The 23,487-nt window shown below is 47.3% G+C and carries 26 protein-coding genes; 10 read left to right on the forward strand and 16 right to left on the reverse strand.

What is annotated here, in order from left to right; translation table 11 throughout:
- Positions 1 to 74 precede the first annotated feature (74 nt).
- Together NST07_RS21470 and NST07_RS21475 are read left to right on the forward strand one after the other, a co-directional pair.
- Positions 75 to 884 (forward strand): alpha/beta hydrolase, encoded by an 810-nt coding sequence (locus tag NST07_RS21470; protein ID WP_342480148.1) that lies wholly within the window; start codon positions 75 to 77, stop codon positions 882 to 884.
- Between the two features lie 29 nt (positions 885 to 913).
- Positions 914 to 1,717: a lipase family protein gene (locus tag NST07_RS21475; protein WP_341094223.1), complete on the forward strand. Its 804-nt coding sequence runs from the start codon at positions 914 to 916 to the stop codon at positions 1,715 to 1,717.
- A gap of 28 nt (positions 1,718 to 1,745) precedes the next feature.
- Here NST07_RS21475 and NST07_RS21480 read toward each other — a convergent pair whose 3' ends face one another.
- The 6 genes from NST07_RS21480 to NST07_RS21505 all read right to left on the reverse strand — a co-directional run bounded on the left by NST07_RS21480 (position 1,746) and on the right by NST07_RS21505 (position 6,299).
- Positions 1,746 to 2,246, reverse strand: a complete 501-nt coding sequence (locus NST07_RS21480) for a hypothetical protein (RefSeq protein ID WP_341094224.1) — start codon at positions 2,244 to 2,246, stop codon at positions 1,746 to 1,748.
- Positions 2,247 to 2,295: 49 nt separating this feature from the next.
- On the reverse strand, positions 2,296 to 2,691 hold the full coding sequence (locus tag NST07_RS21485) for a hypothetical protein (RefSeq protein ID WP_341094225.1): 396 nt from the start codon (positions 2,689 to 2,691) through the stop codon (positions 2,296 to 2,298).
- A gap of 235 nt (positions 2,692 to 2,926) precedes the next feature.
- Positions 2,927 to 3,829, reverse strand: coding sequence for a HAMP domain-containing sensor histidine kinase (locus NST07_RS21490; protein ID WP_341094226.1), 903 nt, complete (start codon positions 3,827 to 3,829; stop codon positions 2,927 to 2,929).
- A gap of 27 nt (positions 3,830 to 3,856) precedes the next feature.
- Entirely contained in the window at positions 3,857 to 4,594 is a 738-nt protein-coding gene (locus tag NST07_RS21495; RefSeq protein WP_341094227.1) for a hypothetical protein, read from the reverse strand.
- On the reverse strand, positions 4,587 to 5,510 hold the full coding sequence (locus tag NST07_RS21500; protein ID WP_341094228.1) for an ABC transporter ATP-binding protein: 924 nt from the start codon (positions 5,508 to 5,510) through the stop codon (positions 4,587 to 4,589). Before NST07_RS21500 ends, NST07_RS21495 begins: the two co-directional genes overlap by 8 nt.
- 96 nt (positions 5,511 to 5,606) lie before the next feature.
- Complete coding sequence (locus NST07_RS21505; protein WP_341379049.1) at positions 5,607 to 6,299, reverse strand: response regulator transcription factor; 693 nt, start codon at positions 6,297 to 6,299, stop codon at positions 5,607 to 5,609.
- 135 nt (positions 6,300 to 6,434) lie between these two features.
- Here NST07_RS21505 and NST07_RS21510 point away from each other — a divergent pair, with 135 nt between their 5' ends.
- Positions 6,435 to 6,989: an SMI1/KNR4 family protein gene (locus NST07_RS21510; RefSeq protein ID WP_341094230.1), complete on the forward strand. Its 555-nt coding sequence runs from the start codon at positions 6,435 to 6,437 to the stop codon at positions 6,987 to 6,989.
- A gap of 70 nt (positions 6,990 to 7,059) precedes the next feature.
- Here the strand turns inward: NST07_RS21510 and NST07_RS21515 are convergent, their stop codons facing one another.
- The 9 genes from NST07_RS21515 to NST07_RS21555 form a co-directional block, all read right to left on the reverse strand.
- Entirely contained in the window at positions 7,060 to 7,392 is a 333-nt protein-coding gene (locus NST07_RS21515; RefSeq protein ID WP_342480149.1) for a hypothetical protein, read from the reverse strand.
- A gap of 4 nt (positions 7,393 to 7,396) precedes the next feature.
- Positions 7,397 to 7,663 (reverse strand): zinc ribbon domain-containing protein, encoded by a 267-nt coding sequence (locus NST07_RS21520; protein WP_052092171.1) that lies wholly within the window; start codon positions 7,661 to 7,663, stop codon positions 7,397 to 7,399.
- 121 nt (positions 7,664 to 7,784) lie between these two features.
- The gene (locus NST07_RS21525; RefSeq protein ID WP_341094232.1) at positions 7,785 to 9,725 is read right to left on the reverse strand and encodes an ABC transporter permease; all 1,941 of its coding nucleotides are present in this window, start codon (positions 9,723 to 9,725) and stop codon (positions 7,785 to 7,787) included.
- A complete protein-coding gene (locus NST07_RS21530; RefSeq protein WP_341094234.1) occupies positions 9,722 to 10,477 on the reverse strand; it encodes an ABC transporter ATP-binding protein in 756 nt (251 codons plus the stop codon). The genes NST07_RS21525 and NST07_RS21530 overlap by 4 nt, the downstream gene beginning before the upstream one ends.
- Positions 10,478 to 10,613: 136 nt before the next feature.
- On the reverse strand, positions 10,614 to 10,760 hold the full coding sequence (locus NST07_RS21535; protein WP_342480150.1) for a hypothetical protein: 147 nt from the start codon (positions 10,758 to 10,760) through the stop codon (positions 10,614 to 10,616).
- A gap of 6 nt (positions 10,761 to 10,766) precedes the next feature.
- Positions 10,767 to 12,047 (reverse strand): ATP-binding protein, encoded by a 1,281-nt coding sequence (locus NST07_RS21540; RefSeq protein ID WP_342480151.1) that lies wholly within the window; start codon positions 12,045 to 12,047, stop codon positions 10,767 to 10,769.
- 156 nt (positions 12,048 to 12,203) lie between these two features.
- Positions 12,204 to 12,902 carry a polysaccharide deacetylase family protein gene (locus NST07_RS21545; protein ID WP_341094238.1) on the reverse strand — a complete coding sequence of 233 codons (699 nt, stop codon included), beginning with the start codon at positions 12,900 to 12,902 and terminating at the stop codon, positions 12,204 to 12,206.
- A gap of 26 nt (positions 12,903 to 12,928) precedes the next feature.
- A complete protein-coding gene (locus tag NST07_RS21550; protein WP_341380385.1) occupies positions 12,929 to 13,480 on the reverse strand; it encodes a polysaccharide deacetylase in 552 nt (183 codons plus the stop codon).
- A gap of 295 nt (positions 13,481 to 13,775) precedes the next feature.
- The gene (locus tag NST07_RS21555; RefSeq protein ID WP_341094240.1) at positions 13,776 to 14,348 is read right to left on the reverse strand and encodes a hypothetical protein; all 573 of its coding nucleotides are present in this window, start codon (positions 14,346 to 14,348) and stop codon (positions 13,776 to 13,778) included.
- A gap of 173 nt (positions 14,349 to 14,521) precedes the next feature.
- Here NST07_RS21555 and NST07_RS21560 point away from each other — a divergent pair, with 173 nt between their 5' ends.
- The 7 genes from NST07_RS21560 to NST07_RS21590 all read left to right on the forward strand — a co-directional run bounded on the left by NST07_RS21560 (position 14,522) and on the right by NST07_RS21590 (position 22,837).
- Positions 14,522 to 15,376, forward strand: a complete 855-nt coding sequence (locus tag NST07_RS21560) for an AraC family transcriptional regulator (protein ID WP_342480152.1) — start codon at positions 14,522 to 14,524, stop codon at positions 15,374 to 15,376.
- A complete protein-coding gene (locus tag NST07_RS21565; protein WP_342481962.1) occupies positions 15,376 to 16,299 on the forward strand; it encodes a DMT family transporter in 924 nt (307 codons plus the stop codon). The genes NST07_RS21560 and NST07_RS21565 overlap by 1 nt, the downstream gene beginning before the upstream one ends.
- Before the next feature lie 147 nt (positions 16,300 to 16,446).
- Positions 16,447 to 17,028, forward strand: coding sequence for a LysE family transporter (locus NST07_RS21570; RefSeq protein ID WP_341094241.1), 582 nt, complete (start codon positions 16,447 to 16,449; stop codon positions 17,026 to 17,028).
- Positions 17,029 to 17,048: 20 nt separating this feature from the next.
- On the forward strand, positions 17,049 to 17,822 hold the full coding sequence (locus NST07_RS21575; RefSeq protein WP_341094242.1) for an AraC family transcriptional regulator: 774 nt from the start codon (positions 17,049 to 17,051) through the stop codon (positions 17,820 to 17,822).
- Between the two features lie 198 nt (positions 17,823 to 18,020).
- Complete coding sequence (locus NST07_RS21580) at positions 18,021 to 19,121, forward strand: hypothetical protein (protein WP_341379056.1); 1,101 nt, start codon at positions 18,021 to 18,023, stop codon at positions 19,119 to 19,121.
- A gap of 51 nt (positions 19,122 to 19,172) precedes the next feature.
- A complete protein-coding gene (locus NST07_RS21585; RefSeq protein ID WP_342480153.1) occupies positions 19,173 to 21,011 on the forward strand; it encodes an ABC transporter ATP-binding protein in 1,839 nt (612 codons plus the stop codon).
- Positions 21,008 to 22,837: an ABC transporter ATP-binding protein gene (locus NST07_RS21590; protein ID WP_342480154.1), complete on the forward strand. Its 1,830-nt coding sequence runs from the start codon at positions 21,008 to 21,010 to the stop codon at positions 22,835 to 22,837. The genes NST07_RS21585 and NST07_RS21590 overlap by 4 nt, the downstream gene beginning before the upstream one ends.
- An 84-nt stretch (positions 22,838 to 22,921) precedes the next feature.
- On the opposite strand, the gene NST07_RS21595 is transcribed toward NST07_RS21590, so the two are convergent.
- Positions 22,922 to 23,380, reverse strand: a complete 459-nt coding sequence (locus tag NST07_RS21595; RefSeq protein WP_341094246.1) for an Lrp/AsnC family transcriptional regulator — start codon at positions 23,378 to 23,380, stop codon at positions 22,922 to 22,924.
- Positions 23,381 to 23,487 lie beyond the last annotated feature (107 nt).

Genomic DNA, 23,487 nt, shown 5'->3' on the forward strand with positions numbered 1-23,487 from the left:
TGTAGGCACTTAACCCAATCAGCTGAATAATATGGTTTGAAAAGACAAATTAACGGATGAATGAGGGAAGCCTAATGGAACATTGGATTAGAGTAGAACCGCAGGTGAATGTATATGTAAATGATATCAACCCGCTAGGCAGGAAAACGATATTGTTCATCCATGGCTGGCCTGCGAACCACAAGATGTTCGAATATCAGTACAATCGTCTGGTGCCCATGGGATATCGTTGTATCGGAATGGATATGCGGGGATTCGGCAATTCGGATAAACCTTTGAGCGGATACGACTACAATCGGTTAGCGGACGATATCCGGTGTGTTATCGGGGCTTTAGGGCTTCGGGACATTACACTCGCGGGACACTCCACCGGAGGAGCTGTAACTATACGTTATATGGCCCGCCACAACGGGTATGGGGTGTCCAAACTTGCGCTTTTCGCCTCGGCTGCTCCCAGCCTGATTCAGCGGCCCGGTTTTCCTTATGGCACCACAAAAGAAGCTATAGATCAGATCATTCAAGCGACCTATCAGGATCGGCCCAAGATGCTGCGTGACTTCGGAGAACAATTCTTCTATCAAAGAGTATCGCAGCCGTTCTCGGACTGGTTCTTCCAACTAGGACTGCAGGCAGCAAGCTGGTCCACTATAGCCGTCTCCAACGCCTGGCTCGCCGAAGTATTATTTCAGGATCTCCCAACAATACAGGTCCCTACTTTGATTCTTCATGGTATCCATGATCAAGTTTGTTACTACCCTTTGGCAGTGGTGCAGCATCAAGGGATAAAGAATTCTGTGCTTGTGCCATTCGAGAATAGCGGCCACGGATTGTTCTATGACGAATGCGAAAAATTCAACCGGGAACTATCCAGGTTTGTCGGGTAGCCTAAATAAGAAAGAAGGGCGGGATGCAGATGGGCAGCAATAAGGGTTATGAGCAATGGGCGATTTTTCTGGCTGCTGTCTGCGGACAGACCTATGCGCAATTTTCGAATACGGATGGTTCGTTCGCCGTGCCGGCGAATTATTCGGTCAATCATGTAATCAAGGCGAAATCCTTGGGCCATGTATGGGAAAACTTCGGGTTTATTATGGAATCTCCACAGGAGATAATTATTGCTTTTCGGGGGACCAGCTCGACAACCAATTGGATCTCGGACATCATCGCCTCACAGAGAAAATTCAAATATATTAAGGAAGATTGCCTTACCCATCGCGGCTTCACAGACATCTATTCTTCGGCCCGTGAAGGAATTCTCTCAGCACTGTCCAAGATCGAATCCGGCAAGACCTTATACATTACAGGCCACAGCCTCGGTGCAGCACTTGCAACCATGTGTGCAGTCGATCTGAGTGCCAATACGGATTACCGCTCACCTTATCTATTCACTTATGGGTCCCCCCGTGTAGGCGATCCGGCCTTTGCAAAAGTAAGTACAAGGTATGTTCCGAACAGCTACCGCATTGCCAATCCTTTTGACGTTGTGACCTACACTCCACCCTCTATCTACAAGCTGCCTAAGCGGGAGAAAAGGTACTATTACAGTCATGTCCAGACCCTCAACCCGCAGTCTTTCCAGAATGGTGCTGTTGGTCTTAATCATATTATCGGAAGTTATTTCACAGCGCTCTCCAAGCTTCAGCCGGAGTTTACCGAACAATTATGCCAGGCGAATCCCGGTTTCTGCCCGCTCATTGAAGTGAAAGTGCCAAACTAATTCAGGCCGCTATCCAGGAATTAGCGCCTTATTGTATCCATTCCATCAAGTACAACCGTTGCTTATCCACGTTAAGGATGACGATGCAGTAACTGCCGTCCTCTTTCTTTTTGTAATAATAATAATCACCTGCGTCATACTCCGTCGGGTAGTTCTTATAAAGCTTACCGTATTTAGCAATCTCTTTCTGGGACACCAGTATAATAGATTGTGTGAACCGCGATACTTCTCCTTCCAGGGAATGCCTTGATTCTTCAGTTATTGGCTGCCAGAGTGCCTGGTCTTGAACCTTTGCCAGTTGTTCTTCGTTATAATTCAGAACATAGTATCCTTCTCCATCCCCATGAAAACTCGGTTCACTTTCAAAAACAACTACTAGCTCTGCTGGTTTGGGGATCGTTATTCCCCACCTGCTGCTCCACATATCATAGGTTGCGGTATCGTTGTCATATATTTTATAACCCACACCTATACCGATAACGATTAAAAAAATGACGCCACTCCATATGGCTACTGTCTTCCTTCGCATTGTTGCTTCCTCCTGACCACTCTTTAGTATTGGCCGTTCCTTTCTCTCTTCACCCTTCCACTAATCCATAAAATCTCAAATCTCCGTCTTCAGTTTCCGCGATGTATATATCGCTCCGTTCCTTGACGCTGTAGATCTTTGTCCCAATGGATAATTGATTGGCCGTGCCATTCTTAAATTCCTTGCCATCTCCAGACTGTTCAATAATTTCCGTTACATACTGATCTTTATGAAGTTCTAATTCATCCACCCATGGAATTCCAGAGTTATAAATGATATCCGAGAACATAAAGATGTTCGCATTGGAATTGTCAGACAGAACATCTTCCGCAGTTGGATTGGATGTGCTCCATTCCCGGCTGACTGAACTTTTGTTGGAATTACAACCAGCTATAACAAACATGAGAATGATAGTGACCCATAGGATTGCAATCCGTTTGTTCATTTTGTCCTCCCCTGAGCTGCCAAAGTAGTCTATATATAAGTTTATTATACAATGAAATGGAAGAATATGACGATTGGCGTTCCCTATTTAAAATCAAGCAAAACACTCTAACCTGACATTATGTTGTAAGGTAAAAAACGGCAAAATCACTGAACTGTTGGTCACGCTTATCTAACAGAATTATAGTTTAGTTTATGACAGAAAGGGAGCCGCACTGGGTGCGGCTCCCTTTCTGTCATTCTCCAAACGTAAGAACCAATTGAAACTCCCCATCCGCAAGTGCGGCGCCAAGGCTCCCCCCCTGCTTCTCTACCAGTTGTTTCACGATGGATAAGCCGAGGCCCAGTTGGCCGCTTGCTCTGGAGTGATCACTGGTATAGGTTCGCTCGAACAGCTTGGGAAGATCCCATTCGTGGATATGATCGGTGTCATTCGCGAAAATAATCATTACTTTGTGATCCTCTGTAAATAAAGAAATTGTAAGCCGGTTTTTGGCATACCTAAGCACGTTCTGCAGCACATTGGAGAAAATTCGGATCATGGCTTTCTCATCCAGCCAGATACTCCGCACCGCTTCATCCAAGTTCAGCTGAACTTCAATGTTCTTCTGTACTAGGTCCGTGTGGAACGCGAGAATAACTTCGCTCAACATGCTGTACAGATAGAGGGGCTGCATATCCATAGGATAGTCCCCGGACTCCAGACTGGACAATTCATAGAACGACTCCACAATGTTGTTCATCACCGTCATTTTATGCAGAATAATGTCCAGGTACTCCTGACGCTCCGCTATGGGGATTGCCGGGTCCTTCAGCAGATTGGCGTAGCCTTGCATTGAAGTAAGAGGTGTCCGCAAATCGTGAGAAATGTTGGCGATTTCCCGCTTAATTGCAAGCTCTCTCGATTGATGGGTCACTTGTTCTTTCCTGCGCTGATCGAGCTGCCGGTTAATGGCAACCACCAGCTGCTCCATTTCACGCCCCGGCAAAGGCAGCTTAACGTTCAGGTGCTGCGTGGGAGGATGGTCTACTTCTGCCAGTTGTTTTCGTACTTGCATAATGCTCCGCCGCTGCAGCATATAGGGAATAAGAAACAAAGCAGCCGTTAAGGCCGCAGTTATGACGAGAGCTAGATGCATGTTCCTTATCCCCTCCTGGACTTATAGTCAGAACTCTTCTTTCTTGAACAGATATAGCCCTAGCGTATAAAAGACCAGCGTATAGACCGCCCCCACTGCCCACGGTTCCCAGGCTGCATAGCCCATATCTTCATAGGCATTAAGCAAATAATAAGCTGGTCCATGACTATGCAGCCACTCTGCCCATGTAAATCTGCCTTGGAGGTAACCCAGAATATAATGTGGCAGGAAATAGATGAGCAGGTAGGCGATGAGCAGCTGTGCATTTTTCTTCATGCTGGCAGCAAGACAGTAGTAGGTTGTGATTCCTGCAATCATGAGGGGCAGCATGTTAACCAGCATCCTCGTATATTCCGTGAGTGCATGATCCACATTGCGAACCATCAGGGTAGTTCCCAAAAGCAAGGACACTCCCACCAGTACAAGAGCGAATAAGAAGAATCCGGCCATTGTAATCAGCAGTTTGGCTGTATAGATGGCTTGCCTGCTGTAGCCATAGGCTACCGTATTCTTAAGCACATTCTTATTGTCGCCCATAACGATCAGCGGAAAGATGAAGAGCAATACGAACACAACCGGCATCATGCTTAGGACATTGCGGTAGAAGAAACGTTCATTCCCGTAAGGAAAATTAAGCTCTGACTGATTAAAAGCATAAAGGGCCACAGCAGCGCCAACCATTAGCAGAATATAGAGCAAGCCAGATAAATAATAGTTTCGGGTCCGGACGAAACGATACTGCTCGCTTTTCATCAGATTAAGCATCACGTTCACCTCCCAGCAGACTCAGGTAGTATTCTTCCAGGTCTCCTCCCGTGACATTTATCGAAAATACACCGATACCCTGACTATAGAGTACCCCGTTAATATGATCGGTCTTGTCCATACCGCCGAACAGCTGAATGTGATGATCCGGCAGGATTCGATAAGGGATGCCCGGGAAGTGCTTTTCCAGAATCGTGGCGGCTTTGCCGCTGTCATTCACAACCAGCTCAACGGTTTTTCTGGTTTTGTTCAGCAGTTCCTCTGCCGTCAGCTGCTCAACAATCCGTCCCTGATCCATGAAAACATACCGGGTAGCCACGCTTTGTAATTCAGATAACACATGACTTGAGATTAAGATCGTCACTTTTTTTTCCTCATTCAAGGTCTGAATAAGCTGACGGATCTCCACCTTCCCTTCCAGATCCAAACCGTTAGTCGGTTCATCCAGAAGCAGGAATGTCGGATGAGTCATCAGGGCAAGCGCCAGTCCCAGCCGCTGCTTCATCCCGAGGGAAAACGCCCTGAATTTCTTCTTCCCGGTAGTAAGAAGCCTCACTTCCTTAAGGGCTTGATCGATAGAGGTTTTGCCTGCGATGCCCCGTTGCTGGCGGTAATATTCCAGGTTCTGCCTAGCCGTAAAGTCCGGAAAAAATGCGGGTTCTTCAATGAGTGCACCTATTTTCCTGCGTTCCTGCCTAACCTCGGCAGCTTCACTTTTTCCATACAAAGTGATTTTGCCTGCCGTCGGAAAGACCTGTTCGGTAATACATTTGAATAATGTAGTTTTACCTGCGCCATTTTTACCAATTACTGCACAAATATCACCTGCAGCAATGTTCAGGTGGATATTCTGGAGTGCGTGTGATTCCCGGTAGGTTTTACTTAGTCCCTCAATCTCCAGTATACAATGCATCATCGTAATGACTCCCTTGCAATTTGATAATTCAATTGTATCCAGGTCACCCTTAATAAGCTTTAAGCAAAACCTTAAGAAACCTTAAAGAAGTTAAAGCTACACCACTTTGAACCCGATACCCCAAACCGTACGGATATATTCCTCTTCGGTAACCGCGGCGATTTTGGCCCGCAAGTTGCTGATATGTACATTAATGGTGTTGTCGTCTCCAAGATACGTCCCCTGCCAGATATTCCGGTAGATCTCACTTTTCGAGAAAATCTTATCAGGCTTGGACAGGAGCAGCGCCAGAATTTCGAATTCATATTTGGTTAAAGTCAGCAATTCGCTGTTCAAGGTGACTTCACGCCGCTGCTTGTCCATGATCAGTTCACGTACACGGATAATTTCTTCGTCAGGATTCACCGCATGCAGATACTGTAGACGCCGAAGCTGTGCCTCCACTCTAGCCATAACTTCTTCCTGATCAAAGGGCTTGGTAATATAATCATCCGCACCTAAACGCAGCAGCCCCACCTTGTCCTCCAGCGTACTTTTTGCAGAAATGACAATGATCGGAACCGTGGATTGTTCCCGGATTTGCGGAATCAACGTTTCTCCAGGCATTCCCGGAAGCATTAGGTCCATCAGCACCAGCTGGTATGCTTCAAGCGACAGCCGAAGCGATGCTTCACTTCCTGAAAATGCAGAGACGGCAGTAAGTCCTTCGCCCGTAAGCATACGGCACAGCAGGCGATTGATATCGGCATCATCTTCTATTACGAGTACTTTGATGTTTGAGTCATCCACTTAGGTTACCTCCAGCTAAAATTATGTCCAATTCCCGCTCCTTCTCTGGAAACGTAATTTGCATTGGCTCTACTACTCTATTAATCTTAACGTATTGTGACATCATCCGGTAGACCGGACAAGGGGGAATCGTTCATGGAATGGGACAACGTATTCGGAATCAGTTATCAGAAGCAGCCTGGCCTAACGGAAACAGAGCTGGAGCAATTTATGCAGAGCTGGCACAAACCGCTAACGGCGCCGGAAATCGACGAAATCATCAGCCGGCAGCGCAATCCCTTCCCGGTTGCCCATCCGCTGCATGCGCAGTACGCTCCGTTTGACCCCGGCTTATGGTCCATCCCGCACAAAGCGCTGCCTGCAAGTTATCTGGACTTTCTGCGTTATTCTAATGGCGGGGAGTTTGTGAACGGGGAACGCTACTTTCAGTTTTTTAGCGCGGCTGAATTAAGACCCATGCTTCTGGCCTATGAGTTTCCGGAGTATATGCCGGGAGCGGTGCCCTTTGCGATGGACGGGAGCGGTAATCATTACATTTGGGATATGCGCATGGAAAGGGACGCCCTGGAATATCCGATTCTTGTATCCCATTCCGGCAACCTCGGCTACGAGGATTCCATTGTTATTGCGCGATCATTCCCGGAGTTATGCCACGGAACTACTTCAGTGGACGATGAACTGCACGGGTAGGACTGCTGGAGCAAGAAATAAAAAGCCTGAAATCGTCCCAGCGCTATGCTAAGACGACTTCAGGCTATACTTACAGCTGTTTAATTCCGACCACGGGCTTGAAATACCCTTTAATATACACAGCCTTGGTTTTCTCGGCTTCAATGGTCAAATCTTTTAAGATAATTGCACCAGGTTTCAGCTCGATATTCATAATCTGCCTGGCTGTGAAAAGCCGTTGCAGCAAAACCCCTATGATGGTAAGACTGAAGATGCTCCAAACATACGCGAAATAAAGTAAAAAGCTCCCTTCTTCCGATAAATAGAGCATTGAAAAGATCGCAATTCCTATCGACACACATAGCGATATAGTCATCATAAGCTCCGCAGGACGTCTGCCTTTGTATACCTCTACCGGGTCCATACCTTCACCTCATTCTTTTAATATCCTTGTTAAACCAATGAATATAACCACAACGGTGACAAGTTAAGGTGTTCGCGGAACGGTTGGCAAAATCAAGGTTCAAAAAACTTAAGAAAGCTGTATTCAGCTGCGCGTATCCATGCTCGAATTTATCATATTGGCAATGAACACAAGTGACATAAATTCCATTGGCCTGATAATAACCGGGACCTGTTGATTCCTTAATATTCTTGGCAAACAGCTTAAAGAACCTTTTCGCCTCATTTGGCATAGCAGTTATCCTCCATTTAAATATAGCTTTATATATACATACGCTTCCGTTATTTGGGAAGTTTCGATTACTTGCTTCATACAAAAAAACAGCCTGCCGGAAAGGCAGACTGCTGTAATTCCTATAACGATTCACGGATCACTCTCTTGTAAAAGAGTACCGACAGGAAGCCGAAGACCGAATACAGTACTGTATAGAACAGCATGACCAGGATCATCGGTGTAAGCATCTCAGTACCGAAGAAGAACCAGCCGGATTTGACAGCAAAGTAGCTATGACTCAGGCCGAAGACCAGCGGAATGCCGAAATTGAACAACTGCTTGAATTGGATGCCGCGTAGAAGGTCGCTCTGGGTAAAGCCCAGCTTGCGCAGGATCGTATAGCCGCCTTTTTCCTCCTCGCCTTCATCCATCTGCTTGAAGTAAAGAATACAGCCTGAGGTAATGAGGAAGGTCAGGCCCAGAAACCCGACGATGAACATAATCATCCCCATATTACTCCGCTGGTTCATTTCGTACTCATGCTGGGAAAAGCTTGGCTCCTGCGGAGCTTGGTTCTCGTAAATTTGATTCGCGGTGTCCAATTTCGACCGGTCGGTGATTTCAATCCCATAATAATTCGCTACCTCTTTCTTTTTTTGCAGTTTGGGATCGAGCACTTTAACCAGTTTCTGATAAACGGACTCATCCACCACGAATACTCCGGAGCCGGAGGCATAATAGACAGGCAGGGTAGGCTGACTGGATACACCGTTCAGCTGCAGTTTAATCGTCCCGCTTGAAGTCAGGAACCCAACCTCTCCGGTCTCTTTCAGTGTTATTAATTTTTCCAAAGCACTGCTGTAGCCCATGAGACGGGTCTCACCGGGTTCCAATTCTACACCTTCGATGCTGATGTCACTGACAACAGAGGTGGATAGGAGGCGGTCCCGGGAGGCTGTGAACGGTGAGAAGTCCATAATTTGAGTGGCATCTACATCCACCCCAACCGGATAGATATCAATTTCCTTGTACTTGATCTGCTCCTTATTGAGCGCTTGAATAAACTTCTCCTTCGCCTCGGTCCGGGCAAAGCCAAAATCATGCGGGGAACTTTCTTTGGCTGTCGCTTCCGCCGAATAATAGGAGATATAGCTTAAAGACAACAACCCGATGGCCAGTGCAGAAACCGTCGTGATGATCGTCAAGAGCAGCGCGTTCGATTTCATCCGGAACATGATCGATGAGAGCGACAGTACCTCGTTGATGGACAGGTAACCCTTTTTGCTCTTGCGGATCGCGTTGAATACAAAGCTGACCGAACCTTTATAGAAGAGGTAGGTGCCGACAATGACTAAGCCGAGAACCAAGATCATGATAATCATTAATTCGTTCATGGCATTGAACTTTCCGCCGAAAAGCTGGGTCGACAGATAATACCCCCCTGCAACAAATCCAATGCCTAGCAAACCCATGATAATCTCCCACAGCGACATTTTTTTAATCCGCTCCTGAGTCGTGGAAGTGACCCTGAACAGGGAAAGGATGCTCTGCCCTTTAATGAACACGTAGTTCATGATCATAATCAGCAGGTATATCGCGGCAAAAACGATTACGGTCTGCAGCAGCGCCTGCGTGGAGAAACGCAGCTTGGCCAATTCATCCACTTCAAGGATTTTGAACAAAATCATCAATATCAGCCGTGACATCACAAATCCCGCACCAATTCCGATGATCATGGAACCGAAATACAGAATCAGGTTCTCCGCACTGAGCAATTTGAAGATTTTACCCTTGGTGAGTCCTATCAACTGGAACAAGCCGATCTCCCGGCTGCGCCGTTTAATGAAAATCGTATTGGCATAGAGCAGGAAAATCGCAACAATGACCACTAGCAGCACAGAAGAGGTGCCGATAGCTGCCCCACCCTTTACCGAACCTTTGACTTCGTCCATGGCCGGATCATATTTAAGGGTCACAAAGGAAAAATACAACGCCACACCGAAGATCAAGGCAAAGACGTAAAGATAATAATTTTTAATATTTTTTTTCAGATTGCGCAGAACGATATAATTCAGGCTCATTGCTGAACACCGCCCAATACGCCCTGAGTCTTGATAATATCGTTGAAGAAGGACTGCCGGGACTCATCACCTTTGTTCAACTGCGTATAAATTTGCCCGTCACGGATAAACACCACCCGGCTGCAATAGCTGGCCGCCACAGGATCATGCGTAACCATGACGATGGTCGCCTGGCGTTTGCTGTTCATGTCAGAAAGCTTGTTCAGCAGATCGGAAGCCGACTTGGAATCCAGCGCCCCTGTAGGCTCATCTGCAAAAATGATGCTCGGGTCATGCACAAACGCCCTTGCCGCCGATGTCCGCTGCTTCTGCCCGCCGGATATTTCCGAGGGGTACTTATCCTTCAACTCGTAGATTCCCAGTTCGCCCGCTACCTGTTCAAACTTCTGATGGGCATCCTTCTTGGAAATACCTGTGATGGACAGCGGCAGCATCACATTTTCTTTGACCGTTAGCGTATCCAGCAGGTTATATTCCTGAAAAATAAATCCGAGATGATGCTTGCGGAATTCAGCCAGCTGTTTTTCCTTCATGCCCGTAAATTCCTTGCCTTCGATTTCGATCGTTCCCTGGCTTACGCGGTCAATGGAGGACAGCACGTTCAGCAGTGTCGTCTTCCCTGAACCGGACGCCCCCATAATGCCGACAAACTCGCCTTTATTTACTTGAAGGTCAATGCCTTTCAAGACCTCTTGTTTATTGAATTTCTTTCCGTAGGTTTTGTAAATTTTATTAGCCTGCATAATAATCATGTTTCACCCACTCCTTTTCTATAGTTCTATCATAAGCGGGATGTTGTTCTTTTTCCTGCGATTCGCCGAACAAAGTGAAGAGGCATGTGACATTGTTGTCACATGCCCGATATCTCCTGAAAAGGCCCAGCCATTCTCAGAATGTATAGGCTGGACTTGCCGTATCCGCCCAAGCCAGCGTTCCATCCGGCGACCAACGGATCTTCGAGATAGCATAATAGTCCTGCTGGCCTTCATGTGCAAAAACATCCTTATGCAGCGGCTCTCGCGAGAAATCGTTCAAATGTGTTCACAAGCCTTCAATCTTTACAAACTCATTCTCCCGTGGAAAAATCAACGTAAATACTGTTCCTTGCCCAAATACGGAATTCACCTGAATATTGATCCCCAGCGGCTCCGCTACTTGCCTAGTCAAATACAGTCCCATCCCGGTAGCGGCCCCTTCCTGACGCCCGCTCGTTGAGGTGAAGCCTTTATCAAATATCCGCGGCAGATCCTTAGGGTCAATTCCCCGTCCGAAATCCTCAACGGTAAGCACAACATGACCATCTCTTTCCGTGCTCAGGATGAGGATATCGGAAGCTTCACTGTATTTCACGGCATTCGTCAGCAGCTGCCTGAGCATAAAGCCTAGCCACTTGCCATCGGTCAGTACTTCTTCGGACGTAAGGAATACGTCGAAACCAATGCCTTTGGGAATACACCAGGATTTCAGCGCCCGGATCTCCTTGTTCAGAACCGGCTCCAGCTTGACCCTTTCGATAAATAGGTCATTGCGCATAAAGGGAATCCGTTTCTGGTGAAGCTGCTGGTCGAGCAGATGATGGACCCGCAGCCATTCGTACATTAACTGCTTCTGTAGCGTCTCGTCCGGAAGACGTTCGATCATCAGCTGCATTGCCGTTAGCGGAGTTTTGACCTCATGAATCCACGACAGCAGATCATCCTTCTCCGATTCCAGCAGTTGAAAATTCACCGAGGTCTCCTGCCGGTAACGTTCCGTTTGGGTGATCACCGCTTCCTGCACTACCTTTTCAAACGGGCTCTCGGCTTCACCCAGAACACCAAGATCATAAGTCTGATCCCAGGCTTCCATGTTTCTGTAGAACCGGGTCTCCTTGGGATATCGGAGAAACATAAATGCGGTACAGACCAGCAGATTCAGCAGTATTATGTACAGCATCGGCATTAACGGAATAGATGTATAGTTGTACACCCGGCGTAATGTGGCTTGGATTTTGGCGATCAGCACCTCGAAATGAAACGGCTTCTGAATAAAATCATCGGCTCCCAGCTGCATAGACATCACCATATCGCTCGGATGATCGCGTGAGGACAGAAAGATAATCGGCACATTGGAATGTGCACGCAGCAGCCGGCACCAGTGGAACCCGTCAAACTGAGGCAGCTGGATGTCGATCACGACCAGCTCCGGTTTGATCACCGTGAATTCCTGCAGCACCTTGCCGAAATCCGAAATGCCATAGACCTCATAGGACCACTGGGACAACCGGTCCTTGATCTCATTGAATAACGTAACATCATCTTCGATAAGCATAATTTTAAACAAATAAAGCCACCCCGCTTTGAATCCTTGGACAGATTCATCTTTTTGTAGTGTCCATCTACATTATCATTAACTATTTCGTTATGCCAGGTCAATATTACTTAATCCCCTTTACAGGAAAAACCCGCTGCGAACAACGCAGAGGGTTCATTATGAGTATTATGCCATTTCATCCAATCGTACGAATCTAAGGTGTCTTGTCTTCAATTGCGGCAGCACCTCGTCTAAAGCCTCCAGCATAAAATGAGGTGCCTGTGAGTCTGCACCCACTGTCTCGCCGCTGTCATGCAGTAACACAACGGAGCCGCCAGTAATTTGGTCAAGCAGCTTTGACTGGAGGCGGGTCTGACAGACCCGGCTGCTCCAGTCACCTGCCGTAATTGACCATAGTGCAATCCGGTACTCCTTGTAACGGAAGTAATCAAACATATTCATTAAGCCCCAGGGCGGACGATAGTGGTCGGGTCTGGTGCCAACAATACCTTCTATAATATCTGCGGAACGATCCAGATGTTCACTGCGAATCGTTTTAGGCAGCATTAGCCAGTTGGAAGTATGACAATAATTATGTATGCCAATCTGATGGCCCTCACGGTCAATTCTGCGAACAAGCTCGGGATACCGTTCCGCTTGCGATCCCAGTACGAAAAAGGTTGCCTTAACCTGATGCCGTTTCAATAAATCGAGTAATTTCGGTGTATATTCCGGATGTGGCCCATCATCAAAAGTGAAGGCCACCTCTCCCTTTCCTTTACCTTTGCGGAAGACCCCCCATCCGGTCATCCGCGAAATTAAGCTTGGAATGAACATATAAAAAGCGGCAATACAGAGTATTCCTCCTATTAAATAGTTAAACATGGTTCGCCTCCCCCTTTATTGGCAGCTTATCCGGACAGACGCTGTTCGGGTGAGAAACGCTTCTTCAGCGATCCCCGCGAGTGAACCAGAAGCATGGGTACAAGCTGATCAGTGCGCCGGTCAATTCTTTTTCTTCCTTCCGGATGCATAGCTGACAGCAGCAGGCGGAGGTAGACTGTTGTAATTCTCGTAAAAAATCCCGATTTCATCTGCTGCTGCTCAAAGCCCAGACCATGTGTCAAACCGCGATGGAGCAGCGTGATCCCCATTAACGCTTTCACCTGCTGGTACTCCGACTGCGATTCAAAGGCTTCATTAATTTGCTTCATTGATTTACGCAGCAGCCGGGCCGTTTGCAGTGCCGCACGATCCGAGCCTTCGGACTTAATAAGCTTCAGAATTTTTTCATTGTCCAGGTGAAGCTCCCCTACCCACTCTCCTTTATGGATAACTGTTGAATCCTGGCATACAATGGCCTCGCCCCGATGTTTTTTTAGCATCACCGAGCATATGCCAAAACGCGATGTACTCGCTCCCCGAAAATATGTAAGCACCGAAAATGCCTTTTCCCACATCATCCAGAGGTTTTGAACCGTAGTTTTCCGTATTTTGATTTCCAAATGATACACCTTCCTTACTTAGCTGTTCTTTTCCCTAATTACTATAGTAGTGATCAGAAATTTCTTTTTTCTTATGTAATTCTTACGTTATTCTTAAGTTGTTATTGCCCCTAATACTCTACTCCTTTCAATGCAATCCGCTGTGCTGTCATACTTCCTTTATTTGACGCTATAGATAGGAATCCCCCTGCAACCGGACCAGCGGTCACAGAGAAATGAGAAGGGAATGCCTTCTATTGTTTATTCACATCCTTCAATCTTCCAGACTCATAATCATTGAATGTAAACGGATGCCTTCCGGCAAATCTTCCTTGGCGACACTGATAAGAGATCTGGTAAACAATTTTCCTGACATTTCTTTGTCCGATGGATTCTGATCACTTGCAGGCACTGCCTCAATTTTTAAAATTGGTTTTTCAGCTGCGGCATGTTCAGCCGGAAATGTTAGCGATTTTACCTCAAATCCCTTTGTTACCGACTCTGTTTCCCCGATGCTCACGCAAATGAAATACTCTGTGGGGGTTTCCTTCACTAGATATCCGCCGGGTGCTGAATTTTCGTACTCTTTATACCGGTCCGTTACTTCCTTCGGTAAATTTTCGGTATTACTCCACTCCCAAGTAAAATCAGTCGAATGCTTGGAGTAGAGATGTTGTGTAAACGGAATACTTGCACTCTGTTTATTACTATCTATTTCTACAGTTTTGGTTTCAGTCTTAGTTTCCGTTACTCTATGATTCCCATTTCCCTCTATGTCCGCGCTGCACCCCAGCTGCAAGCCTAACATCAGCGTGATGATACAAGCTCCATATCTTGTTCTGGACAATGATTAATCCCCCTTATTGGCAAACTCCTTTTTCGCTTCTTCCCGGAAATCATACCACAATTAGCCTTTTCTGTAAGGCTGTTCTGCACCTCAGCTCCAGCAACATCATTCAAGAAATGTTCTTTTGTCCATATTATAATGGCTACATAGAACCGGAAAAGAAGGTGCAGACAGTGACTCGTGAAGTACGCACGGTAGTCTATGATACGGACTTAAAGCTTGAAGCGTATCGGTTTGAAGGAATAATGCAGAAGTTCCCCAACCATTTCCATGACTACTATGTCATTGGATTCATTGAACAGGGCAAGCGGTATCTGGTATGCAATCATGAAGAGTATATTCTTAATAGCGGAGATGTGATTATCTTTAATCCGCAGGATCCCCACGCCTGTGAACAGCTGGACGGCAGAACGCTTGACTATCGCTGTATCAATATAGAGCCGGAGATAATGCGCCATTATGTGCTGGAAATTACGGGGGCGGGCGATCTGCCCAGATTCACACCAACTGTTCTTTACCAGAGTGAGCTGGCCATGTCCCTGCATGAGCTGCACCGGATGCTGCTGGAGGAACAGTCCGATTTCCAAAAAGAAGAACTATTCCTATTTCTGCTGGAGCAGCTCCTGAGAGAATACTCCGACGCAGAACTACCTAGCCCCAACCGGGAGCTTACCATGGAAATCAAAAGCATTTGCCAGTACATAGAGTCACATTATATGGAGAGCATTACGCTGAATCAGTTAACGGGCTTGACCGGCTTGAGCAAATATCACCTGCTGCGTCTATTTACGAAACAAAAAGGGATATCGCCCTATTGCTACCTGGAAACGATTCGGATTAACCATGCCAAACGCCTGTTAGAACAAGGGATGCTGCCCATTGAAGTGACGCTCCTGACCGGATTCAGTGATCAGAGCCATTTCACCAATTTCTTCAAGAAGCTGATCGGTCTAACGCCTAAGCAATATATGCGCATATTTACGACCCGGCAGACAGAATCAAAAGCATCTCCGGAGATTACGCCATGATGGAGGAGCGCAAGGCCACTGCCGGACATCTGCTCGCGTTGCTTACCATTCTGATCTGGGGTACAACTTTTATCTCTACTAAAATACTGTTAGTTGACTTTACACCCATTGAAATTCTGTTCTTCCGCTTTATCATCGGTTACGTCGCATTGAGTCTTATTTATTCGCGTCCGCTTCGGACGAAATCATTCAAAGAAGAGCTGCTGTTTATCGAGGCTGGGCTCTGTGGGGTAACGTTATATTTTCTGGTGGAAAATATCGCCCTTGTCTATACGCTCGCATCCAATGTTGGCGTGATTGTTTCGATTGCGCCCTTCTTCACGGCGCTTGCCGCTCACTTCTTCCTGGAGGAAGAGAAGCTGAATTCGCAGTTTATGACCGGGTTTCTGATTGCGCTGGCCGGTATTGTGTTAATCGGGCTGAACGGGAGTTTCAACCTGCAGCTGAATCCCATTGGAGATCTGCTGGCCTTCCTGGCCCCTGCCTTATGGGCAATCTATTCCGTACTGATGCGGAAAATAAGCGCATTGCAGCATCATACGATCGGGGCTACCCGCAGAGTGTTTTTTTATGGGCTGCTGTTTATGCTCCCTGCGCTTTTACTGTTTGATTTCCGTCTTGGCCTGGACAGATTACTCAGCCTTTCCAATGTATCCAACCTTCTTTTCTTAGGTCTGGGAGCCTCGGCACTCTGTTTTGTCACCTGGAACCGGGTGGTCGGAATCCTTGGAGCGGTAAAAACAAGCGTGTACATCTATATTGTGCCTGTAGTTACGGTTGCCGCCTCTGCCCTGTTCCTGCATGAGAATATCACTTGGGTCACTGTAGCGGGAACCTTGCTCACCCTCGCCGGCTCCTACATTTCCGAGCGAAAAGCAATAACGGTCCACGGGAAGAGGATCGCTGCAAAAAGTGGGGATTGAGTTTTTCCGTATGCTCATTTGAACGTAAATCCACTGTGGATGGTGCCACCTGCCTGTTTCACCTGTTCGGTGATTTCTGCAATAATATACTATATGCATGCTAAGATCGCCTGTATTATTCATGGGAATACACTTTAGGAGGTCCTCATGAATATTACAGCTTTTATCATCTATTGCGTTGTTATCACCTTCACACCCGGGCCCACCAATATTGTGATCTTATCTTCAGTGCAGCATTTCGGTGCAAGAAAAACCATGAAATATGTATACGGAGCCACGATTGCCTTTGGCCTGCTGCTTGCCGCTTCTGCTGTGCTGAACCATGTGCTTGCCGGAGTGATCCCGAATATTGTGAGTATTATGCAGATCATCGGCAGTGTCTATATGCTCTATCTTGCCTATCAAATCTACAAGATGAATACAGGGAAGGCCACACCGTTCCACAATACCAATTTTTTGTCAGGCCTAGTGATGCAGTTTGTGAATCCAAAGGTGATCATATTTACTTTAACGGTGATTCCCAGCTATGTGATGCCTTACTATTCCTCCTCTTTAGCATCATTTCAGTTTGTAGCTATCATTACGGTTATCGGGTTTCTGGCGTTTATGACCTGGGTCATCTGTGGTACAGTCTTCAAGAAATTTCTCCAGCAGCATCAAAAAATAGTCAATGTTCTAATGGCGCTGTTTCTGGTATACTCTGCAATTATGGCATCGGGAATCATATAGAGAGTGTTGGGGGTGAGAGTATGGAGCAATTTACGTATAAAAAATCTGCAGATGTCCTTGCTCTGGCGGCAAGTTTTGCCGATTTCACCTATAAAAAACATTGCCACGAGGAGTATGCTGTCGGCGTAACCCTGCGCGGCATTCAGCAATATAATTTGAGCGACAGCTTCCAGTCCTCCCACAGGAATGGCGTCATGCTGTTTAACCGCGAGCAGTATCATGACGGCAGGTCCTACGATAAGGAAGGCATTGATTATGTTATGCTCTATATCAAGCCCGAGCTGGTAGCTGAGATCCTGGGGAAGAAAGAGCTGCGTTTCCAGACCCCTATCGTATACGACGTCAGCCTGGCACGAAGCATCTGCGCCCTCAGCCGGGCCATTCTGGACGGTAACGACGAAACGCTGTGTACGGAGCGGTTGATCAATCTAATCGGCATGTTATCCAAAACAGCGATGGACGCAGAGCAGCGGAAGAATAACCGGCTAGTGAAACAGGCGAAGGAAATGATGTACGGCAGCATCGGCAATGTGCTCAAACTCGATGATCTTTGTACAGAGTTTGGGATGTCCAAATACCAGCTGATCCGCGAGTTCAAGGCCCATACAGGGATCTCGCCCTATCAGTTTTTTCTGAATTGCAAGGTGGAACATGCCAAACGGTCCATTGAGGCCAGCAAGGATATCTACACGGCCGTAGCGGAATACGGATTTGTGGATCTGACACATCTGAACAGGCATTTCAAAAGTATGTTCGGGATTACTGCATATGAGTACATGACACAATTACAATAATACAATTACGGATCACCCTAGATGCCTATGGCATCTTTTTTTTGCCGTTTTATGGCTTGGATCTCCATCATAAATTTACTCTTTACAAAATATTGACTATGGGTTATTTTAACATTAAGTAATTATTAAATATTAACCAACTATCCATAAGATTTAAAATATTCAATCCTGAAATTGGAGGACAGTATGCAAATTGCGATGAAGGATATGTTACTGAACAATATTAATTTTGCTTACAATGAGGCCATCGAATTGATAGTGTCCATGGGAATGATCGCTTGTAAGGGAGAGCTTACCTCCATGGCAGAGGATTACAAGATTAAGATGGACCCACTCGTAGCAGCCTACTTTGAGGACGCACGGGTCCGTTTGTCACCTCATTCCTACCGGGAGCTTCAGTTTTTTTTCAATTATAACTTTTTCCATAAGGCACTCGATTTTGCTTTCTACGAATCCATCTGCACATATCCTGATCCACAGACTGCAGAAGCATGGATTGAACGGCTGGAGCAGAGACCGGCAGAACAAGTGGTAGCCGAAATGGTGTATGGCGTGTATTCCGATAAATTGGAGGATCTGCTGGAAGGCAATGACTGGGAGGAAGTCAAGAAGGATGTTCATTTGATGTCTGAGCTTGTGGCAAGAACGAAACCCCAGCCTGAGGTTGCCGGGGCGCAAGGACCGCTGCTTGAATGTCTTGCTTTCCCGGAAGAAACGAAACTGCGGTATATGCAGCTGCTCCATCAATTCTACAAGGATGTCTTTACCTATTGGAAAGAGCGGTTACGAATGGAGTCTGAACAAGCCACTCTACATTACGAAGCACTTTTCCTGGCCGATCCCGTCCGCTTCATTAGGGATATTAACAAAAATGAGCCTGCGCTGTATGATGAACCGACGACTTTTCATATCAGCTTCTTTTCGCAGGTGGGCAATCATTTTCTTAATTTCTGGACGGAGGCTGGAAGGGTCGGATGGGTGATATTTGGGGTACTCAACGACCGTGTATACGGACCTGCTGCTGACCGGGAGAAAACAGAGCTTTTCTTAAAAGCATTCTCGGATAAAAGACGCCTCGACTTCCTGCTGCTGTTAAAAAAACGCCCGCATTACGGGCAGGAAATCGCCGCGGCCCTTGGCATTACACCGGCAGCTGTAAATTACCATTCCAACTTCTTATTCTTTCTGGATCTTCTGGAAATTAAAAGAGAGGATCACCGCTTATATTACCATCTGCGCATAGATAGATTAAGGGAATTGCTGGCTTTAACCACAAAAGTCATGCTGGATGAAGATTAGACTGGCTTAACAGGAGTACAGGAAAATTTGAGAATAAGGGGAGTGTCCCTCGTGAGTGAATCAAGCCATGCAGCAGCCGGCAACAAGGAATCCGCTGCTGTTTCCAGCACAACTTTCCGTTTATTTAAACTTGGCAGGCCTTATTTAGGCTGGTACATTCTATTATGCGCCCTGGCAGCAGTCATCTCTCTTACAACGGTTGGTGTAGCCGAAGCTTTACGGCGAATTATTAATTCGGCTACAAATCACAATATGCCGGGCCTGACCTCCGCCACCCTGTTTGCCGTTGTCATTATGTTCGTCGATGCCGCAGCCAACTTTCTAAAAAGCTATTTGTCAGGTGTACTTGAGGTCAAGTCGACCTCCCGGCTTCAGGTATCACTTCTGGGCAGACTGCTGAACGTGCAAATGAAAGAGCTGGATCGTTATCATTCTGCAGATCTGATCAGCCGGATTAATGATTCCGCCTCTGCGGCCCAGCATGGAATCAACCAGAAAACCATTGACCTGTTCAGCAATCTGCTGCAGATTGCTTTCCTTCTCACCTATCTGTTATCGCTTCAATTTGCGTTAACCTTGGGAACGATCATCATTTGTTCCCTGGTTCCACTCGTCATGCTTCCCTTCACTTCCCGGCTGCGCTCCATGCATGAGCAAAGACAGAAGATCGAAACCGCGCAGCAAATGTTTATTCAGGATACGGTCCAGGGTGCCGAAGTCGTGCGTGCCTTCTCTCTTGCCCCCAGGCTGCACCAACAATTTGCCGCCCGGGTAAAACAATATTTCACTATTCATATACCGCTCACCCGTTTAGAAGCTGTTGGCTATAATATGCCACTGGTCGTTATCCTTGGCGGACTGCTCTACGTCCTCTCTTTTGGCGGATATCTGGTCATCGGGGGGCGTTTGGATGTGGGGGCTGTGGCGGCCTTTCTGATCTGTTTTGAGCAGATTTCAAATCCGGTCTCGAAGCTGGCCAACCTGTGGACGGAGTTGCAGATGTCTTTAGCGCAAGGCAAAAGGATGTTTGAAGTGCTGGATTTACCGGAGGAAGCGGCAAATTACGAAGCTGCAGCTTTAAATTCCCGGATGGAGATAACTGAAGAGCCCGATCCGGAAATGATCAGCCGATCCGATATTTCTTTTAACAACGTAACTTTCCGCTATGATGCCGCTCCAGTATTAAACAATGTGCAGCTTACCATACGACCCGGGAAGGTGACTGCATTAGCAGGCCCCAGTGGAAGCGGAAAAAGCACCCTGCTTCATTTGCTGCTCGCAGCCTATGAACCGGACGAAGGGGTTATCTGCTGTGGCGCTCACCCCTTAACCAGAATCCCGCTCCGGCTCTGGCGTGAGCGAATTGCCTACGTGTCCCAGGAGCCTTATCTGTTCTCCGGCACTTTCCATGAGAATATAGCCTGGGGAAAATCCGGTGCCACAACGGAGGAGGTCATCCAAGCAGCCCAAAGAGCCGGCATCCATGAAGTCATTATGAGAACGCCCTTACAATATGAGACTACTATTGGGGAACGGGGGTTAACATTATCCGGCGGGGAACGGCAGCGTCTCTCCATTGCCCGGGCGTTTGTCCGCGAGCCCAAACTTCTGCTGCTCGATGAACCCACGGCCGCACTGGACAGCCACAATGAGGAGCTGATTCAGCAAGCCCTCAGGGAGCTCATGCATGACCGGACAACAGTCGTTATTGCCCATAGATTGTCCACTATCCGTGACGCCGATCAGATTTATTTCATGGAAGCAGGATCTGTAGCAGAAACAGGCACACATCAGGAGTTAATGGCACTAGAAGGCAAGTACTTCAAAATGGTTGAGACTTCGATGAAGCAGAATCACGATTTGCTTGAGGTCAGGGAGGGTCTGGAATGAATGCAAAAGCGTCCGCAAAACTCAAGCTTGGATATGTACTGCGCAGGTTGATGACCTTCTCAACCCCCTACCGTATCGGGTTAATGGCGGCTGTATTACTGCTCTCGGCAAGGCTAGTCTTGGACATCGGCTTTGCAGCCATCCAGCAGGTGTTTATTGATACCATCAACAGCTCTAATATGCATTCCCTTACCCGCATTACCGTTATTTGCGCCATCGTCTGTTTTATCATTATTATCTGCCTCATGCTGCAGCATTACTTCCGCTTTATTACAGAGAGCCAAATGGCTTGGGCGATTCGCGCCAAGCTGTTCGACAAGACCCACCGGCTTCCCTTCCGCGAAGTCCAGTCCATGCATTCAGGAGATTTGGTCTCGCGCAATAACCGGGATGCAGGTGCGGCCATTGGCATGATTAACGGCATCGTCTATGATTTGGGCTATAATCTGCTTTTATGTCTCGTTTCTTTTCTGTACCTGGCGAAAATGGATGTCTGGATCGCGCTGCTGGCGCTCGGTTCGGGACCGGTTGTGTTTCTTTCCGGACGCTTCTTTGACCGCAGACTCCGCAAACTGTTCACGGAGATCCATCAGAAGGAAGCTGAGCTGCGGGGTATTCTGCAGGAAACGCTGCAAGGAATGAAAGTGGTCCGGGCCTTTTCCCTGGAGGACAATCTCTTGAACCGGTATGCAGCCGGACGTGAGCAGTTGAACCGGCTGCAGCGCCAAAGAGCACTGCTGAACACGCTGCTCTGGCAGTCCTCTGCCTTTATCAACAATATCGTAATGGTGGCCTGCGCTGCGCTGATCGCAGTCTCTGCCGTAAGAGGCGGAACAACAGCCGGTGAAGTACTCGCCTTCATCATTCTGATGGGACGGGTACAGTGGCCTTTTGTCCACATGTCCCAGACCTGGGGTGGTGTTCAAGAAGCGTTAGGAGCAGCCGACCGCGTATTCGCTGTACTGGATGCAGATGAGGAAGGAGCACCACATTCTTCCCCGGCTTCGTCCCCTCCTCCCCCCGCTTCGGAGAAGTCGGCTGCATTAAGCCTACAAGAGGTCAGCTATAGCTATTCCGGCCGAATAGAAACGGAGCCGCCGCTGTTTGAAGGCTTCAGCCTGCAAATTCAGCATGGAGAAACGGTCGCTGTTGTAGGTCCAAGCGGTTCCGGCAAAACAACGCTTGCCCGCTTATGCTGTGGATTGTATGCACCCGATGCCGGCAGCATCTCAGTTTATGGAAGAGCGGTTCAGGAGCAGCTGGAAGAAGCCCGGGCACAGGTTACTTATGTACCGCAATCCCCTTATTTGTTCTCTGGTACGATTAGAGACAATATAGCCTTCAGCTCTAATTCAGCCAGTGAACAAGAAATTTACGAAGCCGCCCGGCTTGCGGGCGCAGCCGAGTTTATCGCGAAGCTTCCGGGCGGATACGATACGGTCATCGGTGAACACGGCTCGAGTCTTTCCGGCGGACAACGGCAGCGAATCGCTATTGCCCGGGCCTTTCTTCGTGATGCACCGCTGCTTTTGCTGGACGAAGCCACTTCTGCTCTGGATAACGAATCCGAGCGGCTGGTTCAGGAAGCGTTGGATCACTTGATGAACAACAGGACTACACTGGTAATTGCACACAGGCTTTCAACCGTACGGAACGCATCCAGAATTGTTGTACTGGATCAGGGGGTAATTGCCGAGGAAGGCACACATGATGTTTTGCTCGCCCAAAACGGGCTTTATGCACAGTTATATAACCTCCAGTTTAAAGCAGCAGAGGCAGAAGCATCCCTATTTGAAGAATCACATGCAGCTATACTGCCTGCTTAGTTTATAGTTGAAGCACACAAAGGCTCGAATCCCCGGCGCAGCTGCGCTAGGGTTCGAGCCTTAAATCATTCCGGCGGGGGTTGATTAACTCAGCATATTTATTGGTGTTTCCCCCAGTGAAGGGATGAGGAATTTATGATCGATAGGAGATGACATCACGATTAGAATCGTGTAGGTCCCGTATTTATCACATTGATTTCCGAACTCTTCAAGCGCTCGCGTAGAATCGCTAATCACTTTCAACAAATAGTTGTGCTCCCCGCTTATCCGGTAACATTCGACCACATCGGGAGCGGCCCGGCAGAAATCAAGGAATGCGTTACAATCTCTAGAATGAAACAATATATAGGCGGCAGCCTGCTTGCCAATCTTTTCAGGGGATATGATGGTGCGATACTCACTGATGATCCCCTTCTCCTCCATGCGTTTAACCCTCTCTGTAACTGCAGGCTGTGATAAGCCGACGTTTTTCCCCAGTTCTGTCATAGAAATTCTCGCTTGGCTCTGCAGGTGGAACAGGATTTGCTTATCCACATGATCCATTATAGTCAGCTCCTTTAAAATTCAGGTCAATTGGTTAAAACAAATATAATTTAATCGTTATACAGCCGAGTTACCTTTGTTACGTTATGTAACCAAGGTAACTTATT

Source organism: Paenibacillus sp. FSL L8-0340 (assembly GCF_038593145.1).
Lineage (GTDB): Bacteria > Bacillota > Bacilli > Paenibacillales > Paenibacillaceae > Paenibacillus_AQ.

Bases quoted from the DNA above. Each gene is read 5' to 3' on its own strand.
- NST07_RS21470 (WP_342480148.1), top strand. From the start codon at position 75: ATGGAACATTGGATTAGAGTAGAACCGCAGGTGAATGTATATGTAAAT.
- NST07_RS21475 (WP_341094223.1), top strand. From the start codon at position 914: ATGGGCAGCAATAAGGGTTATGAGCAATGGGCGATTTTTCTGGCTGCT.
- NST07_RS21480 (WP_341094224.1), bottom strand. From the start codon at position 2,246: ATGCGAAGGAAGACAGTAGCCATATGGAGTGGCGTCATTTTTTTAATC.
- NST07_RS21485 (WP_341094225.1), bottom strand. From the start codon at position 2,691: ATGAACAAACGGATTGCAATCCTATGGGTCACTATCATTCTCATGTTT.
- NST07_RS21490 (WP_341094226.1), bottom strand. From the start codon at position 3,829: ATGCATCTAGCTCTCGTCATAACTGCGGCCTTAACGGCTGCTTTGTTT.
- NST07_RS21495 (WP_341094227.1), bottom strand. From the start codon at position 4,594: ATGCTTAATCTGATGAAAAGCGAGCAGTATCGTTTCGTCCGGACCCGA.
- NST07_RS21500 (WP_341094228.1), bottom strand. From the start codon at position 5,510: ATGATGCATTGTATACTGGAGATTGAGGGACTAAGTAAAACCTACCGG.
- NST07_RS21510 (WP_341094230.1), top strand. From the start codon at position 6,435: ATGGAATGGGACAACGTATTCGGAATCAGTTATCAGAAGCAGCCTGGC.
- NST07_RS21515 (WP_342480149.1), bottom strand. From the start codon at position 7,392: ATGGACCCGGTAGAGGTATACAAAGGCAGACGTCCTGCGGAGCTTATG.
- NST07_RS21520 (WP_052092171.1), bottom strand. From the start codon at position 7,663: ATGCCAAATGAGGCGAAAAGGTTCTTTAAGCTGTTTGCCAAGAATATT.
- NST07_RS21525 (WP_341094232.1), bottom strand. From the start codon at position 9,725: ATGAGCCTGAATTATATCGTTCTGCGCAATCTGAAAAAAAATATTAAA.
- NST07_RS21530 (WP_341094234.1), bottom strand. From the start codon at position 10,477: ATGATTATTATGCAGGCTAATAAAATTTACAAAACCTACGGAAAGAAA.
- NST07_RS21545 (WP_341094238.1), bottom strand. From the start codon at position 12,902: ATGTTTAACTATTTAATAGGAGGAATACTCTGTATTGCCGCTTTTTAT.
- NST07_RS21550 (WP_341380385.1), bottom strand. From the start codon at position 13,480: ATGATGTGGGAAAAGGCATTTTCGGTGCTTACATATTTTCGGGGAGCG.
- NST07_RS21565 (WP_342481962.1), top strand. From the start codon at position 15,376: ATGGAGGAGCGCAAGGCCACTGCCGGACATCTGCTCGCGTTGCTTACC.
- NST07_RS21570 (WP_341094241.1), top strand. From the start codon at position 16,447: ATGAATATTACAGCTTTTATCATCTATTGCGTTGTTATCACCTTCACA.
- NST07_RS21575 (WP_341094242.1), top strand. From the start codon at position 17,049: ATGGAGCAATTTACGTATAAAAAATCTGCAGATGTCCTTGCTCTGGCG.
- NST07_RS21580 (WP_341379056.1), top strand. From the start codon at position 18,021: ATGAAGGATATGTTACTGAACAATATTAATTTTGCTTACAATGAGGCC.
- NST07_RS21590 (WP_342480154.1), top strand. From the start codon at position 21,008: ATGAATGCAAAAGCGTCCGCAAAACTCAAGCTTGGATATGTACTGCGC.
- NST07_RS21595 (WP_341094246.1), bottom strand. From the start codon at position 23,380: ATGGATCATGTGGATAAGCAAATCCTGTTCCACCTGCAGAGCCAAGCG.